Raw genomic sequence first — 15,438 nt, 5'->3', positions numbered from 1 at the left:
CTGATTAAAGCATCTTCCAGAAGCTGACACATCCCATAGCCTCTGAGGCCACGGCAGGCTTTTGTATCCAGGCACAGGTCTAGACCCTCCGACTTCCAGTCGGACCCGCTTCAGCGTGAAAAATGAGCAAGTCCGAGAGGTTTTTGTTTTCAATTTGAGATATCGATAGTTCAAAAATCGTCGTAAAAACAGCTGTTTACCTATTGGTTTGCTACAACGCCTGGTGAAACTTATCGGCTTCTTTGGTCGCATAGACTGGATTATTAAGGGTTGCTCTCCAGCATCTGGCGCACATCCGGCTATTGGAGATTTTTGATGAGACGAGCAACGAAGACCCTATTGGCGGCAATGCTCGCCGCCCTGCCTGGCTTGGCAAACGCTGACCAGGGAATCACCGACAACCAGATCACCTTGGCTCAGGTCGCCGCGCTGGAAGGTCCAGCAGCCGCATTGGGTCAGGGCATGCGCCTTGGGATGATGGCCGCCTTTGAAGAGGCAAATGCAGCCGGTGGTGTCCATGGCCGACAGATTGTTCTGGACAGCATGGATGACGGGTATGAACCCGACCGTTCGGTCAGCCATGTTGAAAGTATCATCGCAGACAATGCGCATATCGGTCTGATCGGAGCGGTTGGCACCCCGACCTCTGCCGCCACGCAACCCATTGCGACTGCAGCGCAAATGCCCTTTATCGGCCCCTTTACAGGTGCGGGTTTCCTGCGCAAGGCCGAGCACGGCACTGTGTTTAACGTGCGCGCCACCTATTTTGCTGAGACCGAGGCCTGGATCAAGCATTTGGTCGACGAAAAAGGCATGAAAAACATTGCCTTGCTCTATCAGGATGATGGGTTTGGCCGTGTTGGGCTGGCCGGTGTGACCGCTGCTTTGGAAAGTCGCGGATTGAGCCTGGCGGCCGAAGGCACCTATACCCGTAATACAGTCGCTGTGAAAAAGGCGCTGCTGTCGATCCGCAAGGCCAAGCCGGACGCGGTGGTTATGGTTGGTGCCTACAAGCCGGTTGCTGAGTTCATCCGGCTGTCACGCAAGCTCAAGTTCAACCCAGCCTTTGTGAACATCTCATTTGTGGGATCGGAGGCGCTGGCACGCGAACTTGGCTCCGATGGTGAAGGTGTGATTATCAGCCAGGTTGTTCCCTTCCCATGGGATGATTCCCGCGCTGTGGTGGCCCAATACCACAAAGCGCTTAAGGCCGTGGATGCTGAGGCCAAACCCGGCTTTGTCACGCTCGAAGGGTATCTCACAGGCCGCCTTGCTCTCAAAGCGCTAGAAGCAGCGGGGCGTGATCTGACCCGTGAGAGCTTCCTCGCAGCGCTGTCCGGCCTGCGCAGCATCGATTTCGGCGGAGTGCAGATGGAATTTGGTCCAGGTGACAACCAGGGCATGGACGACGTCTTCCTGACACATATCACCAAAGATGGCGGTTTCGCTCCGATCGAGACCGGCGGCTCTTCCTAACCAAAAAACGACCTGCCCTACACTGTCGGGGCAGGTTCACCTTTGAAAACCGGCAACTCTCTGGACGGTAAGGCTATGTTCAAGAAAAAACCAAACAAAGCAAAGCGTAGATTTCGTCTGTTTTCCTCTATTGGTAGCAAAATCACACTGATCTTGCTGGCAATGGGGGCGGTGTCAGCTGCGGTCGGCGTGCTTGTTTCCATTGTTTTTGGTCATGTTTCGACAGATATGGATCTGCTGACCAAACAACAATTGCCCAGTCTTGAACTCAGCAGCCAATTGGTGGCCGCAAGCAGCGAAACCAAGAATGCAATGACATCGGTTTTGCTGGTCGATAACGCAGAAGACATGAAAAAGGCAGAGGCTGCAACCACAGCAGCTGTTGAACGTCTTGGTATGCTCATCGTAGAGCTTCCTGAGGACATACAGGCAGAAATGGAGCCGCAAAGCCAAATCGCGGCTAAAACTATCAAGGAGCTGATCGCAGCGCGCTCTAATAGCTTTAGAAACAAGGTCTGGATCGAAGCACAAATCGGTGAAATGCAGGAACGCAGCACCGAAATACAAAAGATCCTGACCAGAATGGCGGCCGAGGCCTCTACCAATCTGAAAACTGGCGGCGACACGACCATTGCCAAAATCGACTCTACGCTGAGCAATCTGGTCGATAACAAATTCGCGGCCATGCAGGCCCTCTTGCAAGCACGCGCAGAAATCAACCTGCTTTCAGGCACAACCTTTGCCCTGTCTAGCAAGCCAGATTCAGGCACAAAATCCATTCTGGTCGATCTGGTCAAAGCCTCCTCAGAACGGCTTAACGATGTGATCGCCACGCTTGAAGCATCAGAAGAAATCACACTCGATACAAATGAGCTGCGCGAAATTGCCAAAGTGTTCTCAAAAATAATCCTTCAAGGACAATCTCGCTTGTCTGATAACCGCCAAGCTGTCTTGAGTGCGCGGCGCGACGCGGATGTTTTGCTATCCTCAGCAGTAGATGACATGGTGTTCAGCCTGGTCTTTGCCGCCGAAGAAGTGAGCGAAGAGAACAAAGCAACGATCCAGAAACTGCTTGATAACGAGGTCGGCTATCTCAACACATTGCTAGAGATCAATTTTTGGATCAGCACCTTTCAAATGGCCGCACTGGACGTGGTCGTGGCCGGGGGCGTGTTTGAAACGCATAACGCCACCGGCAACTTGGCGAAGGCCTCGCAAGAGTTGAAGAAGTTCCTGGATTTCCATGATGGCATTCTGACGAAAAATCTCTCAGGCCTAATTGCCTTGGCCGACCCCAAGATGGGATTGCCAGCATTAAAAACCGCATCTCTGCAAGCCAATGCCACAGCGGCACGCGAATCCAAGGCAACTGCCGAAGCGGTACTTGCAATCTCAAAACAAGCCACAGCATTGGGCCAGCAAAACCTAGAAATGATTGCCGGCATGGCGCAGGGCATTTCTACGGTAGTCCAAAAGAACCAACAATGGGTGCAAATGTTATTAGCGGGATCGGCTGGCGTTTTGTTACTTGCCCTTATCTTGACGCGCGTCCTGATCCTAATCCCGTTGCGCAGTATTAGCAAAACAACTGAACGTTTGGCTGAAGGTGATCTCGCAGAGGTGACAGGCTTCGAAAAATCCTCTGACGAAATCCATCGCATTTCCCAAGCGCTGGCTATCTTCCGCAATGGTTTGGTCGAACGGCAGGAACTGGCCGCTAGAACCGAAAAGGAACGCGAAGAGCGCGCGGCAGAGCAAAAAGCAGCCGTAGATGCGATTGGCGATGGGTTGGAGCGGTTGTCAAATGGCGACCTAAGCAAACCAATCCGGGTGGAAATGGCAAATGGTTACGAAAAGCTGCGCGATAACTTTAACAGCGCCCAGCTTGACCTGCGCAATACGCTCGAAGAAGTTATCAATGCTGTCTCCAGCATCCGCAATGGTACCGCCGATATCAGCACAGCCACTGGTCAATTGTCGCAGCGCACCGAAAGCCAGGCTGCAACCTTGGAAGAAACCGCAGCTGCGCTTGATGAAATGACCTCAAGCGTGCGGTCCTCGGCTGATGATGCGCGCAACGTAGAAGAAACCATGCAAAAGGCCCGGCATGATGCAGAGGAAAGCGGCGTGGTTGTGAACTCAGCTGTTGCAGCCATGACCGAAATTGACAGAAGCTCAACCCAGATAACCAAAATCGTCAACGTCATCGACGACATCGCCTTTCAGACCAACCTCTTGGCGTTAAACGCGGGTGTCGAAGCAGCACGCGCAGGGGAAAGCGGGAAAGGCTTTGCTGTGGTCGCCTCGGAAGTCAGGGCGTTGGCACAGCGTTCTGCAGAATCCGCGAAGGAAATCAAAACCCTGATAAATGACAGCTCTGAACATGTAGAGCGCGGGGTGGAGCTTGTCGGCAAGACCGGCGATGCACTCACCTCAATTCTTGATCGCTTTGCCCATATTTCGCAGCTTGTGTCGAGCATTGCAAAGGTTACCGCAGAACAATCCGCCGGTCTGAATGAAATCAATACAGGCATTACCCAACTGGACCGTGTGACCCAGCAAAACGCGTCTATGGTTGAGGAAACTACAGAAGCAGGTCAAATGCTGAAATCGGACGCCACGCGTATGGGGGAATTGGCTGCGCAGTTTGAGATTGGATCTGCTGAGGATATGTCTGCAGGTCGGGCTGATCAACCTGATTTCTCTGCAGATTTATCAGATGATAGTCCAGATGAAGAACAGGTCGCCTAAGCGCTGTCTGTTGCGCGGCTGATACAGTGTACTGCCTTGGCCTGAGTTCGTCGAGACGTGTGATTTTGTGATCGGCGATATGGGCGAGGCTCTATGTGAGCCAGGCTTGAGGATCGACGCCGTTAAGCTTGGCCGTTTCAATGAGGGTAGCGCAAATCTTGGTCGGGTTCACCAGACGCTCACGACGCAACCGCGAAACGAATGCAAAGCTGACATTCATTCAAAGCGCAGCATCGGTCATTCTGGGCTCAATCCGGACTCTAAAATGGGTGGGTTTTGGGGGTCGTGAGCCAATACAAGGTGCCCTAAAATGAAAAAGACCCGCCACAGCTTTGTGTGGCGGGTCCATTTATTTGGTTGAGCGTGGTTTAGCCGAAGATCGCGTTCAGTGTCGCACTTGGGCGCATCACTTTGGCTTTCAGTTCAACGCTTGGACGGTAGTAGCCACCTATGTCGGCCGCTGGGCCTTGAACGGCGGCCAGTTCGGCCAAGATCGCCTCTTCGCCGCTCGCCAGTGCTTTGGCGATGGGGGCAAAATGGGCTGCCAGATCGGCGTCGTCGGATTGCGCCGCCAAAGCGTCGGCCCAGTAGCGGGCGAACCAATAGTGGCTGTCGCGGTTGTCAGGCTGACCGACTTTGCGCGATGGCGAGCGGTTGTCATCCAGAATGCCTTGGGTCGCGGCTTCGGCGGCCACACCCAGAACACCGGCTTTGGCATTGCCACGGCTGTCGGCGAGGAAGTTCAGCGATTCACCAAGGGCACAGAATTCGCCCATGCTGTCCCAACGCAGGTGGTTTTCTTCGACCAGCTGCTGAACGTGCTTGGGCGCAGAGCCGCCCGCGCCGGTTTCGAACAAGCCGCCACCGTTCATCAGTTTCACAATCGACAACATTTTCGCCGATGTGCCCAGTTCGAGAATTGGGAACAGGTCGGTGAGATAGTCACGCAGAACGTTGCCGGTGATGGCGATGCTGTCGTTGCCGGCTGTGATGGTTTTGAGCGACTGAGCCGTGGCTTCGCGTGGGGCCATGGTCTGGAATTTATCCGCAACACCAGCGGCGTCCAGCGCAGGCTGAACATATTTGATCAGCTCGGCGTCATGGGCGCGGTTGGCATCGAGCCAGAAGATCGCTTCGGAACCGGTCAGACGCTGACGGTCCATGGCAAGGCTGATCCAGTTTTCGATCGGGGCCTTTTTCACGGTGCAAGAGCGCCAGATGTCACCCGCTTCGACGTCATGGCTATGCAGCGTGTCGCCATTGGCCAGAACAATGCGGATGGTGCCGTCGGCTGGGGCTTCGAATGTGGTCGGGTGCGAGCCATATTCTTCGGCTTTTTGGGCCATCAAACCAACGTTGGCGACCGAGCCAGCGGTGGTCACGTCAAGCGCGCCATTGGCTTTGAAGAAGTTGATCGATTCGTCATAGACGGTGGCATAGCAGCGATCCGGGATGACACAGTTGGTGTCGCCTTTGGCGCCTGCGGCGTCCCAACCTTTGCCGCCTGCGCGGATCACGGCGGGCATCGAGGCGTCGATGATCACGTCGGATGGCACGTGCAGGTTGGTGATGCCCTTGTCGCTATCGACCATATACATGCCGGGACGGTCCGCGGTGACGGCGTCGATGGCGGCCATGATGTCGGCGTTGTCTTTGACGCGATCCAGAAGGTCACCCATGCCGGAGTTCGGGTTCACACCCAGCGCGTCGAGTTCAGCGCCGAATTTTTCGAACACAGGGGCCAGCCATGCTTTGACAGCGTGGCCAAAGATGATCGGGTCGGAAACCTTCATCATCGTGGCTTTCATGTGAAGGGAGAACATGGTGCCGTCGGCTTTGGTGTCTTCGATTGCGCCAGCAAGGAAGGTGCCTAGCGCCTTGGCAGACATGAATGTAGCATCAGCAATGGTGCCGGTTTCCAGCGGCCAGCCGTCTTTCAACACGGTGACAGAGCCGTCTTTGCCGACAAATTCGATTTTCGCGTCACCGGCTTGGGCTTCGGTGATGGTGGCGGATTTCTCGTTTGCGTAGAAATCATTGCCGGGCATCGACGACACTTTGGTCTTCGAGGTGCTTTCCCATGTGCCCATCGAATGTGGGTTGTTCTGGGCGTAGTTTTTCACGGCCTTGGCCGAGCGGCGGTCCGAGTTGCCTTCACGCAGAACCGGGTTCACGGCGGAGCCTTTGATGGCATCATAACGCGCGCGTACGGCTTTTTCTTCGTCGGTGCTTGGCTCTTCTGGGTAGTCAGGAAGCTTGTAGCCCTGCGCCTGAAGCTCTTCGACGGCGGCAACCAGCTGAGGCACCGAGGCGGAGATGTTTGGCAGCTTGATGACGTTGGCTTCGGCGGTTTTCACCAGTTTGCCAAGTTCTGCCAGATCATCGGACTGACGCTGTTCTTCGGTCAGGTTCTCGGGGAACGTCGAAATGATTCGAGCGGCAAGCGAGATGTCCTTGGTGCCAACAGACACGCCAGCGGCGCTGGCAAAGCTTTGAATGATGGGCAGGAACGACGCCGAGGCCAGCTCGGGCGCTTCGTCTACGATGGTGTAAATGATATCAGGAGTGGTCTTCGACATGGGTAACTGCCTTTCGTTTGCTGCGCTCTCCTTAGGGCATCAGCGCGCGAAGGTCTACAGTATACCAGCGTATACCGTGATGCATTTCGTCGCGTCGAAAGGTGTAATCAGCTTGGCATCAGAAACGACGCGGGAACGTGATCAGTTAGCCAGACGCCATTTTGTGATCTGTAAAACAGATAGCCCGCTTCATGCATCGCCTTGGCGTTGATGCGCAACACAATTGGGGTCCCTCGGCGCGCACCGACACTTTGCGCCGTGGCCGTATCAGGGGACAAATGAACATGATGGCGCGCCTGCGGTGTCAGCTCGTGTTCCAGAATGGCACTGAGAAATTTTTGAACGGTTCCATGAAAGAGAACATCGGGCGGGCAGGCGGCCAACAACCCCAAGTCGACATCAATAGAATGCCCTTGATTGGCGCGGATGCGACGGCCATCAGGGGACAAGGCAAATCGTTGTTTGTCGGAAGTCTGGACAACAGTTTCCAGTTCGGAGCGGGTGATCTGATGCCCGGCCTTGTCGAGCAAGTCATCAACATCAGCCCAGCCGCCGCGATCAAGCGTTAATCCGATGCTGCCGGGATCGTGGCGCAAGACAAATGACAACAGTTTACTAAAAGATGTCTTGTCTAGCTTTTGCGTCACGTTGCACATCCTTCAAATCACAAGTCGCACTCTTTCCTCGCGGAGTTTCGCAAACACCAAAGGTCTGTACAAGCGGTCAGAGCCAATAACTCTTGGATGTGTTGGCGATGTCTTGCGGGGTGAACTGCGATGGTGTTTCGACTGGCTCGCTGTGAAAGGTCGCGTTCCAAAGTTTGAGAAGCGGACCTTGGTACGGATCGGCGGGATTTGCCGCCTGAGCCAGAAACCCAAGGCCAATGGCGAAAGCGGTGGCAAGGACGGGGGCGTTGATGGGGCTGCGCATGACTGTCTCCTGTTCGTCTTTTGAGAGGTTACACGCAGGTGCTGACAGGTTCCGTCGGTATTGCGGGACGTTTTTTCAAGAGGAGGCGAAAAACCGTCTTGGGGGTGATGGCGCAAGGGCCGCCACGCCGACTTTGGATACCACTCCACAGGTCTCAATGATAGTCGGTCTCACGAACCAAACCTAATGTCGGGCGCGATGGTTTTGCTTATTGCGCCACCGGTGTTCACGGCGCTGTATATTGATCTTGGCGGGCGGGCGGCTTCGTCCACGCTGCGACAGACCCAGTTTCTGACCTCCATAGATTTCAATGATTGTGACAAGGCGCGATCTGTAATCGTTTGCAGGTTTCGCTTTATTTCGTTGAAATGGCTGGGCGACTGAAGCGACGTGAGTACCGGCAAAGTCCACGAGCGGCGAAGCAAATCCTGATCTTCGTCCGCCGAAACGCATTGTATTTTGCTCGCGATTGCAGCGGCGTGAATTCCGGACGCTGTCAGCCGAAATTCAGGGCGCAGCGGATGCCCGTAACCCGGGTTTCTTTCCAGCAATCCAATGGAAATAAGATGATCCATGCTCTGCGCGAACGCGGATCTACCCGCACCCGTCGCAGCCAGCAAGGGTGCCTGCCGCCCGGCAACACCTTTGTGGAGGTTCGACAAAATGGGCAATGCCCAAGCCCGAGAGGTGATGTTGACAAAAAGCTTTATGTCCATAAAGTATAGTTAGTATATTTAGAATCAAAAGGGAAGCCCATGTCGCTCATTTCATTGGACAACACAATCAACATCGCACTGTCTGTAAAAGACAGGCACGCAAGCGCCGCTTGGTACGAGGGTATGTTGGGGTTTGAGACACTCTACCATGCGGACGACGCAGGTTGGTCAGAGCTTCAGACGAACACCGCCGGAGTGACAATAGGATTGGGTGAGCACACCAAACCCGTTCCCGGCAACTGTGTGCCCGTTTTTGGGATCGCAGATTTGGATGCCGCGCGGCAGGCCCTTGAACAGGCCAAAGTGAAATTTGACGGCGAGACCGATGTGATCGAAGGCATGGTCAAGACGGCGACTTTCTATGACCCTGATGGCAACGCCTTGATGCTTGCGCAAGATTTAACCGGGGATGCAAAGTAATGCTCTGGTTGGCCAGAACTGCTGTGGCCTGTTTGGTGACGTCAAATATCGCCAGTGCAGAACCTTTTCAGGAAGTGACAATCGGTTTGCCGGTTTCGTCAATCACCGAGGCGGAGGCATGGTATACAAATTTGCTGGGCGCGGATGTCGACGAGCTTAGACCCGTGCCCGGCATCGTGGAATTCAAAGTCTCCCCCAATGTTTGGTTGCAGATTTTTGAGGCAAATGATCAGCAACCGTCAGCGCCAGTTGTTCGCTTTTTGGTCGAAGACATAGAGACAACTCAACGCCAACGCTCCGAAATTGGCATTGAGACTGGTAAGATAATTCAGGTTCCAAACGTTGTCACGTTTTCAGAGTTTGTAGATCCTGGTGGGAATGCTCTTGGGCTTTACGATCTGCCCTAAATGAGATGGCTCATAATCCCGCAGCTGTTGATAGATTGCGATGCTGCATCGGATTGTTTGGTCTCACAAAAAAGGGCGCGGTGATGGCCGCACCCTTTTAACTTCAATAGGTTGGTGTGATCACAGATCGGGATACAGCGGGAATTTGGCGCAGAGGGCGGCGACTTCGCCACGGACTTTCTCTTCGACCGCGCCGTTGTTATCCGCGCCGTTGGCGGCGATGCCATCGACGATTTCGATGATCCAATCGGCGATCTGGCGGAACTCGGCCTCACCAAAGCCACGGGTGGTACCAGCCGGGGAGCCAAGGCGGATGCCCGAGGTCACAGTTGGCTTTTCAGGGTCAAACGGCACACCGTTTTTGTTGCAGGTGATATGCGCGCGGCCCAGGGCCTTGTCGACGATATTGCCGGTCACGCCTTTGGGGCGCAGATCAACCAGAACAACATGGGTGTCGGTGCCGTGGGTCACAGTGTCGAGACCGCCTTTGATCAACTGATCAGACAGGGCTTGGGCATTGGCGATGACCTGCTTGGCATAGTCTTTGAACTCGGGGCGCAGCGCCTCACCAAAGGCAACGGCCTTGGCGGCGATAACGTGCATGAGCGGGCCGCCTTGGATGCCGGGGAAGATCGCCGAGTTGATTTTCTTGGCGATGGCCTCGTCATTGGTGAGGATCATGCCGCCGCGCGGACCGCGCAGGGTTTTATGCGTGGTTGTGGTGGCCACATGCGCATGCGGGAAGGGCGAGGGGTGCTCACCCGCCGCAACCAGACCGGCAAAGTGTGCCATGTCGACGTGCAGGTACGCGCCAACCATATCGGCGATTTCGCGCATACGTTTGAAATCAATCTGACGCGGGATGGCGGAGCCACCGGCGATGATCATCTTGGGCTGATGCTCTTTGGCGAGCGCTTCGACTTGGTCATAGTCGAGCATGTTGTCTTCTTTGCGCACACCGTATTGAACGGCGTTGAACCACTTGCCCGACTGGTTGGGGCGTGCGCCGTGGGTCAGGTGACCACCAGCATCAAGCGACATGCCAAGGATGGTGTCGCCGGGCTGGATCAGCGCCTGAAACACACCTTGGTTGGCCTGTGAGCCCGAGTTCGGCTGTACGTTGGCAAAATCGCAATCAAACAACTGCTTGGCGCGATCAATGGCGAGGTTTTCGGCCACGTCAACAAATTGGCAGCCACCGTAATAGCGACGGCCTGGATAGCCTTCGGCGTATTTGTTGGTCAGAACCGAGCCTTGCGCTTCCATCACGGCACGGGACACGATGTTTTCCGAAGCGATCAATTCGATCTCGTCGCGCTGGCGACCAAGCTCGTTGGTGATCGAGCCGAAAAGCTCGGGGTCCCGCTCGGACAGAGGCTGGGAAAAGAAATCGCGCGATGCAGTCATTGGGCTGCTCCTTCAAGGGTCCAGTGTGATCGGATTCGAATTTGGGCTGTTTCCTATCGGAAACGACACATAAGGCAAAGGGAGTAAAGCGACAAAGCGCAATAATCTTGCGGCATCTCTGGCTAGTTCGGTGAACTTGTGATTGTTTCGGAGACAAAAGCCACAGACAGGAAACTCCGATGTCCCTCAAAATTGCGTTTTGCGCCTCGCGCGCGCCAATTGCTCAGGCGGCATTGGCCGGGTTGACGCGGCGCTATGGCGACCATGCCGAGCCGGGGGCCGATGTGATTGTGGCGCTGGGCGGGGACGGGTTCATGTTGCAAACCCTGCACCGCACCGAAGGCAATCCGGCCCCGGTTTACGGGATGAACCGCGGCACGGTTGGGTTTTTGATGAACGAATATTCCGAGCACGCGCTTGAGGAACGGCTAAAGGCGGCAGAGGAAACCGTGATCAACCCGCTGGTCATGCGGGCGTCCTGTAGCGATGGTGTTGAACACCGGGCGCTGGCGATCAACGAGGTGTCGATCCTGCGCGCCGGACCTCAGGCGGCGAGATTGCGCATTAGTGTAGATGGTCAGGTTCGAATGTCTGAGCTTGTTTGTGACGGGGCGCTGGTTGCTACCCCTGCGGGGTCAACCGCGTATAATTATTCCGCCCACGGTCCAATCTTGCCGATTGGGTCGGATGTCTTGGCATTGACTGCGGTTGCACCCTTTCGCCCACGACGATGGCGCGGCGCATTGCTTCCCAAATCTGCTGAGGTGTCGATGGAGGTGTTGGACCCGGACAAACGTCCGGTGATGGCCGAAGCGGATGGTGATAGCGTCCGGGATGTCTTGCAGGTGCATATCAAATCAGAACCGGGGATTGAGCACCGCGTGTTGTTTGATCCGGGACATGGATTAGAAGAACGGCTGATCCGGGAGCAGTTTGTCTAAGACGTTTTTTCATTCTATTGCCTTAAAGACGTCCGCAAATTTCAAAACCTCCTAGGGATCGGGAATCTATGCGCTTTGTTTTTGCTTTCTTTTTAACGGCAGTTTTTCTGGCGGGGTGCGAGAGCGAGGAACACCGGGCCATAGCCGATTTGGAAGGCGGCGTTCGTGTAACACTGGCCGCCAGAGGACTGTTCGGCCTACATAGCGATTGGCACCGGACATTGATTGTTGAACACAATGGCCGGGCTGTTTCGCGCGAACTAGCTGGAGACACTGGTTGGTGGAGGGGGTCCAACCTATACCTCGCCGAGGCAGGCTTGTTTGTTCTGGATGAAGGGCAAAATGGGTGCATTGCTTTTCGACTGGCCCCTGTTCGGTTCGACGACGCCGCAGCGCAATGTCGTAAAAGGCGTGCCACGCTGACCGAGGGGGATAGGGCAGGCGAAACCGACACTGATCAATCGTACATCTATCCAAGCATGCGCTATGTGGGGCGCTTTGATGAAGTTCTGGGTGATCGTGCGCGGATTGTGTTCTTGCCCACGGATGGCACCCCCGAAATCAGGTTGCCCGATCCGTTATAGGTGCCCGGCTGATCTCTGCTCCACCTTTTGGCGTCGCGTCGTTTCCGCTAGGGGTTGACAACTACGCAGAGAAAAAACGGGCCCGTAGGCCCGCTTTGGTCGTGTACATTGCAGGATGGGTTTAGCCTTTGGCGTAGCCAAGCCCCTGAAGCGCCACTTTGATTTCGTCCAGAATGACCGGATCGTCGATGGTGGCGGGCATTTTGTACTCTTTGCTATCGGCAATCGACACCATGGTGCCGCGCAGGATTTTGCCCGAGCGGGTTTTAGGCAGGCGATCGACAACGCAGCAAAGCTTGAACGCGGCAACCGGTCCGATCTTTTCGCGCACCAACTTGATGACCTCTTTGACGATCTCATCATCAGCCTTGGTAGTGCCCGCGTTCAGGCAGAGAAAGCCCATGGGCATCTGCCCTTTGAGGCTATCGGACACACCAATCACGGCGCATTCGGCAACATCGGGGTGATCGGCAAGCACTTCTTCCATGCCACCCGTCGACAGGCGGTGACCGGCGACGTTGATCACGTCATCGGTGCGCGCCATGATATAGAGGTAGCCGTCTTCGTCGATCATGCCCGCATCGCCGGTTTCATAGTAGCCGGGGAAGTTGGTCAGATAGCTTTTCTTATAACGATCTTCGGCGTTCCACAGGTTGGGGAAGGTGCCTGGCGGCAGCGGCAGAGGCGTCACAATGGCCCCCAACTCACCGGGTGGCAGTTCGTTGCCCGCATCATCGAGGATCTTCATCTGATAACCGGGAAGCGGTACCGAGGGCGAGCCAAGTTTGACCGGCAAAAGTTCGATTCCAACCGGGTTACACACACCGGGATAGCCAAGCTCGGTCTGCCACCAATGGTCGATGATCGGCTTTTTCAACTGATCCTGCGCCCAAACGATGGTGTCGGGGTCGGCGCGCTCACCGGCCAAGAACACCTGTTCAAGACAGCTCAAGTCGTATTTCTTGACGTATTCGCCGGTCGGATCTTCGCGTTTCACAGCACGGAAGGCGGTCGGCGCGGTGAAGAAGGTTTTGACCTTGTGCTCTTCGATCACCCGCCAGAAGGTGCCGGGATCGGGGGTGCCGACGGGTTTACCCTCAAACACGATGGTGGTGTTGCCGTGGATCAGCGGGCCATAACAAATATAGCTGTGGCCAACGACCCAACCCACATCAGACGCCGCCCAAAACACATCGCCGGGATCGACGTTGTAGATGTTTTTCATCGTCCAGTTCAGCGCCACAAGCTGACCGCCGGTGTGGCGGATCACGCCTTTGGGCGCGCCGGTGGTGCCAGAGGTATAGAGGATATAGGCCGGATGGTTGCCTTCGACCGGAACACATTCAGCCGGTTCAACACCGTATTGAAAGCCGTGCCAGTTATAGTCGCGGCCTTCTTTAAGCTCGGCAACCTCTTGTTCACGTTGGAAAATGACGGTGAAGTCGGGCTTGTGATCGGCAAGGTCAATCGCGCCATCCAAGAGCGGCTTGTAGTGAACGACGCGGCCCGGCTCCAACCCGCAAGAGGCGGCGATGATCGCCTTAGGTTTGGCGTCGTCAATGCGCACCGCCAATTCGTTGGCCGCAAATCCGCCGAACACAACCGAATGGATCGCACCAAGGCGGGCGCAGGCTAGCATGGCTTCGAGCGCCTCGGGGATCATCGGCATATAAATGATGACGCGGTCGCCTTTTTCGACGCCCTTGGCACGCAAAGCACCGGCAAGATTGGCAACGCGGTTGCGCAGCTCAACATAGGTGATCTCGCGTTTGGTGTGGGTGATCGGGCTGTCATAGATGATCGCGGTTTGCTCGCCCCGGCCGTTTTCGACATGACGGTCAACGGCGTTATAGCAGGTGTTGACCATGCCATCGGCGAACCATTCATACATGTCATCGCCAAGATCCGAGAGCGCCTTGCTGGGTTTCTTGTCCCAGTCAATTGCGTTGGCCGCGTCCATCCAGAACCCCTCAGGATCGGATTTCCAACTGTCGTAAACCTCTTGATAGCCCATGGCGTCCTCCACTTATTCCATCCTCTGGCAAAGGCATAAGCGGGGCGGGTTGATCCGGGCAAGTGTCTAGGGCGTGATGTGGACAGATTACCGCAGAGGAATGTGTGGTTTTTCGCAAACGGCCTTGCAAATTTTTGCAAAGCCCCTGTGTTTTAGCCCTTTGGCTGCAAATTTTTACCGAAATTGCAAAAATGCAAATCTAATCTGCGAATTTGCCAGTGCCCAAGACGCGAATCTCAAACCCGTTGCCTGACAAGGCAAAACCCGGCATCCTGAGGGTGGTTTTTAGGTATATTCAGGGGTGAAAATGCATTTGGTAAAAGCTTTGATGATGGCGTTGCTGGCGCTTTGCTGTGTTAGCACGTCAGCGGTAGCACAAGGGCGATGGGAGGCGTTCGACAACGCCAATACCGGGTTTAAAGGTGCGGTTGTCTGCCCCGTCGATGACAAAGAGCAGGCAAATTATTTTTGCTACATGGTCGGCTGTCAAAACCAGAAGACATTGGCGCATCGGATATTTTTTCACGGCGAGGTCTTGCCTGAAACCCTGCAGGCCCGTGTTTTGGTCGATGGAAACGAGGCGGGTCGCATGACGTTTACGCATACGGGCCAAACGGATTACGAAGACTACCACGCGCCCTATGACCTTGCGGCGCATGGATCTCTGATTGGCGCCCTCAAATCAGGCACGCGGGCCGAGCTGGTCTTGATGGATGGCACAAGTGGCGAGGTAGTGAATAGGACGGCGATGTCATTGCGCGGGTCGTCCAAAGCGCTGGATAGTGCAGCTCGGCAATGTGCGTTGCCGCCTCCTCCTCCGGTTCAAGAACCGTTGGCGTTGGCCAAGGCAAAGGTGGAAAAAGATTGCCGGACCTTTGGTGGGTCGGTGACCGTGCAGGACGGGGCGGTGATCAAAGAAGACTTTGATCGTGACGGGCTTTTGGATCAGGTGATTGATTACGCGCAGATCACTTGTGACAAGGCGGCATCTTTGTTCTGTGGGAGCGCCGGGTGCCCGATGGAATTCTATCGCCAACAACAGGGGGGCGGGTTCGTCCGCATCGGCGGCGGCCATATGTATGGCTATCAGGTCACGGTGAAACCGGTGATCACCCTGAATTTGCACGGGTCCGCCTGTGGCAAAATCGGAGCGGCCGGGTGCAGCAAAAGCTTTACGGTTGAAAACAACGATCTGGTGCCACTCAAGTAACGA

At 55.4% G+C, this 15,438-nt stretch carries 14 protein-coding genes; 7 read left to right on the top strand and 7 right to left on the bottom strand.

The window, feature by feature from the left end; genetic code table 11:
- The first annotated feature begins 315 nt into the window (after positions 1–315).
- Both Q1A43_RS18205 and Q1A43_RS18200 read left to right on the top strand, forming a co-directional pair.
- Positions 316–1,476 carry an ABC transporter substrate-binding protein gene (locus Q1A43_RS18205; RefSeq protein ID WP_299937552.1) on the top strand — a complete coding sequence of 387 codons (1,161 nt, stop codon included), beginning with the start codon at positions 316–318 and terminating at the stop codon, positions 1,474–1,476.
- Positions 1,477–1,704: 228 nt separating this feature from the next.
- Positions 1,705–4,227 carry a methyl-accepting chemotaxis protein gene (locus Q1A43_RS18200; RefSeq protein ID WP_299937550.1) on the top strand — a complete coding sequence of 841 codons (2,523 nt, stop codon included), beginning with the start codon at positions 1,705–1,707 and terminating at the stop codon, positions 4,225–4,227.
- Between the two features lie 91 nt (positions 4,228–4,318).
- Here the strand turns inward: Q1A43_RS18200 and Q1A43_RS18195 are convergent, their stop codons facing one another.
- From Q1A43_RS18195 to Q1A43_RS18175, 5 genes are all read right to left on the bottom strand, one after another.
- Positions 4,319–4,447, bottom strand: a complete 129-nt coding sequence (locus Q1A43_RS18195) for a transposase domain-containing protein (protein ID WP_299937548.1) — start codon at positions 4,445–4,447, stop codon at positions 4,319–4,321.
- Positions 4,448–4,595: 148 nt separating this feature from the next.
- Positions 4,596–6,806 (bottom strand): NADP-dependent isocitrate dehydrogenase, encoded by a 2,211-nt coding sequence (locus Q1A43_RS18190; protein ID WP_299937546.1) that lies wholly within the window; start codon positions 6,804–6,806, stop codon positions 4,596–4,598.
- 107 nt (positions 6,807–6,913) lie between these two features.
- Positions 6,914–7,453, bottom strand: a complete 540-nt coding sequence (locus Q1A43_RS18185) for an RNA 2'-phosphotransferase (protein ID WP_299937544.1) — start codon at positions 7,451–7,453, stop codon at positions 6,914–6,916.
- A gap of 76 nt (positions 7,454–7,529) precedes the next feature.
- Positions 7,530–7,736 carry a hypothetical protein gene (locus Q1A43_RS18180; protein WP_299937542.1) on the bottom strand — a complete coding sequence of 69 codons (207 nt, stop codon included), beginning with the start codon at positions 7,734–7,736 and terminating at the stop codon, positions 7,530–7,532.
- A gap of 170 nt (positions 7,737–7,906) precedes the next feature.
- Positions 7,907–8,452 carry a winged helix-turn-helix transcriptional regulator gene (locus Q1A43_RS18175; protein ID WP_299937539.1) on the bottom strand — a complete coding sequence of 182 codons (546 nt, stop codon included), beginning with the start codon at positions 8,450–8,452 and terminating at the stop codon, positions 7,907–7,909.
- A 39-nt stretch (positions 8,453–8,491) separates the two neighbouring features.
- Between Q1A43_RS18175 and Q1A43_RS18170 the strand changes: the two genes are divergently transcribed.
- Both Q1A43_RS18170 and Q1A43_RS18165 read left to right on the top strand, forming a co-directional pair.
- Positions 8,492–8,872, top strand: coding sequence for a VOC family protein (locus Q1A43_RS18170; protein ID WP_299937536.1), 381 nt, complete (start codon positions 8,492–8,494; stop codon positions 8,870–8,872).
- Positions 8,872–9,279 (top strand): VOC family protein, encoded by a 408-nt coding sequence (locus Q1A43_RS18165; protein ID WP_299937534.1) that lies wholly within the window; start codon positions 8,872–8,874, stop codon positions 9,277–9,279. The genes Q1A43_RS18170 and Q1A43_RS18165 overlap by 1 nt, the downstream gene beginning before the upstream one ends.
- A 120-nt stretch (positions 9,280–9,399) precedes the next feature.
- Here the strand turns inward: Q1A43_RS18165 and glyA are convergent, their stop codons facing one another.
- Positions 9,400–10,686 carry a serine hydroxymethyltransferase gene (glyA, locus tag Q1A43_RS18160; RefSeq protein WP_299937531.1) on the bottom strand — a complete coding sequence of 429 codons (1,287 nt, stop codon included), beginning with the start codon at positions 10,684–10,686 and terminating at the stop codon, positions 9,400–9,402.
- A 179-nt stretch (positions 10,687–10,865) separates the two neighbouring features.
- Between glyA and Q1A43_RS18155 the strand changes: the two genes are divergently transcribed.
- Positions 10,866–11,627 (top strand): NAD kinase, encoded by a 762-nt coding sequence (locus Q1A43_RS18155; RefSeq protein WP_299924376.1) that lies wholly within the window; start codon positions 10,866–10,868, stop codon positions 11,625–11,627.
- Between the two features lie 68 nt (positions 11,628–11,695).
- A complete protein-coding gene (locus Q1A43_RS18150; RefSeq protein WP_299937528.1) occupies positions 11,696–12,211 on the top strand; it encodes a hypothetical protein in 516 nt (171 codons plus the stop codon).
- Between the two features lie 121 nt (positions 12,212–12,332).
- On the opposite strand, the gene prpE is transcribed toward Q1A43_RS18150, so the two are convergent.
- Complete coding sequence (gene prpE / locus Q1A43_RS18145) at positions 12,333–14,225, bottom strand: propionate-CoA ligase PrpE (RefSeq protein ID WP_299937525.1); 1,893 nt, start codon at positions 14,223–14,225, stop codon at positions 12,333–12,335.
- Positions 14,226–14,532: 307 nt separating this feature from the next.
- On the opposite strand from prpE, the gene Q1A43_RS18140 reads away from it, so the two are divergent.
- Positions 14,533–15,435 carry a hypothetical protein gene (locus Q1A43_RS18140; RefSeq protein WP_299937522.1) on the top strand — a complete coding sequence of 301 codons (903 nt, stop codon included), beginning with the start codon at positions 14,533–14,535 and terminating at the stop codon, positions 15,433–15,435.
- The last annotated feature ends 3 nt before the right edge of the window (positions 15,436–15,438 follow it).

The sequence above is a fragment of the uncultured Pelagimonas sp. genome (assembly GCF_947498515.1).
Lineage (GTDB): Bacteria > Pseudomonadota > Alphaproteobacteria > Rhodobacterales > Rhodobacteraceae > Pelagimonas.
The sequence above is the reverse complement of the archived record's forward strand: the minus strand, read 5'-3'. Positions and strand labels throughout refer to the sequence as shown.

Excerpts from the sequence above, each read along its gene's own strand:
- Q1A43_RS18205 (WP_299937552.1), top strand. The coding sequence starts at position 316 with ATGAGACGAGCAACGAAGACCCTATTGGCGGCAATGCTCGCCGCCCTG.
- Q1A43_RS18200 (WP_299937550.1), top strand. The coding sequence starts at position 1,705 with ATGGATCTGCTGACCAAACAACAATTGCCCAGTCTTGAACTCAGCAGC.
- Q1A43_RS18195 (WP_299937548.1), bottom strand. The coding sequence starts at position 4,447 with ATGAATGTCAGCTTTGCATTCGTTTCGCGGTTGCGTCGTGAGCGTCTG.
- Q1A43_RS18190 (WP_299937546.1), bottom strand. The coding sequence starts at position 6,806 with ATGTCGAAGACCACTCCTGATATCATTTACACCATCGTAGACGAAGCG.
- Q1A43_RS18180 (WP_299937542.1), bottom strand. The coding sequence starts at position 7,736 with ATGCGCAGCCCCATCAACGCCCCCGTCCTTGCCACCGCTTTCGCCATT.
- Q1A43_RS18175 (WP_299937539.1), bottom strand. The coding sequence starts at position 8,452 with ATGGACATAAAGCTTTTTGTCAACATCACCTCTCGGGCTTGGGCATTG.
- Q1A43_RS18170 (WP_299937536.1), top strand. The coding sequence starts at position 8,492 with ATGTCGCTCATTTCATTGGACAACACAATCAACATCGCACTGTCTGTA.
- Q1A43_RS18165 (WP_299937534.1), top strand. The coding sequence starts at position 8,872 with ATGCTCTGGTTGGCCAGAACTGCTGTGGCCTGTTTGGTGACGTCAAAT.
- glyA (WP_299937531.1), bottom strand. The coding sequence starts at position 10,686 with ATGACTGCATCGCGCGATTTCTTTTCCCAGCCTCTGTCCGAGCGGGAC.
- Q1A43_RS18155 (WP_299924376.1), top strand. The coding sequence starts at position 10,866 with ATGTCCCTCAAAATTGCGTTTTGCGCCTCGCGCGCGCCAATTGCTCAG.
- Q1A43_RS18150 (WP_299937528.1), top strand. The coding sequence starts at position 11,696 with ATGCGCTTTGTTTTTGCTTTCTTTTTAACGGCAGTTTTTCTGGCGGGG.
- prpE (WP_299937525.1), bottom strand. The coding sequence starts at position 14,225 with ATGGGCTATCAAGAGGTTTACGACAGTTGGAAATCCGATCCTGAGGGG.
- Q1A43_RS18140 (WP_299937522.1), top strand. The coding sequence starts at position 14,533 with ATGCATTTGGTAAAAGCTTTGATGATGGCGTTGCTGGCGCTTTGCTGT.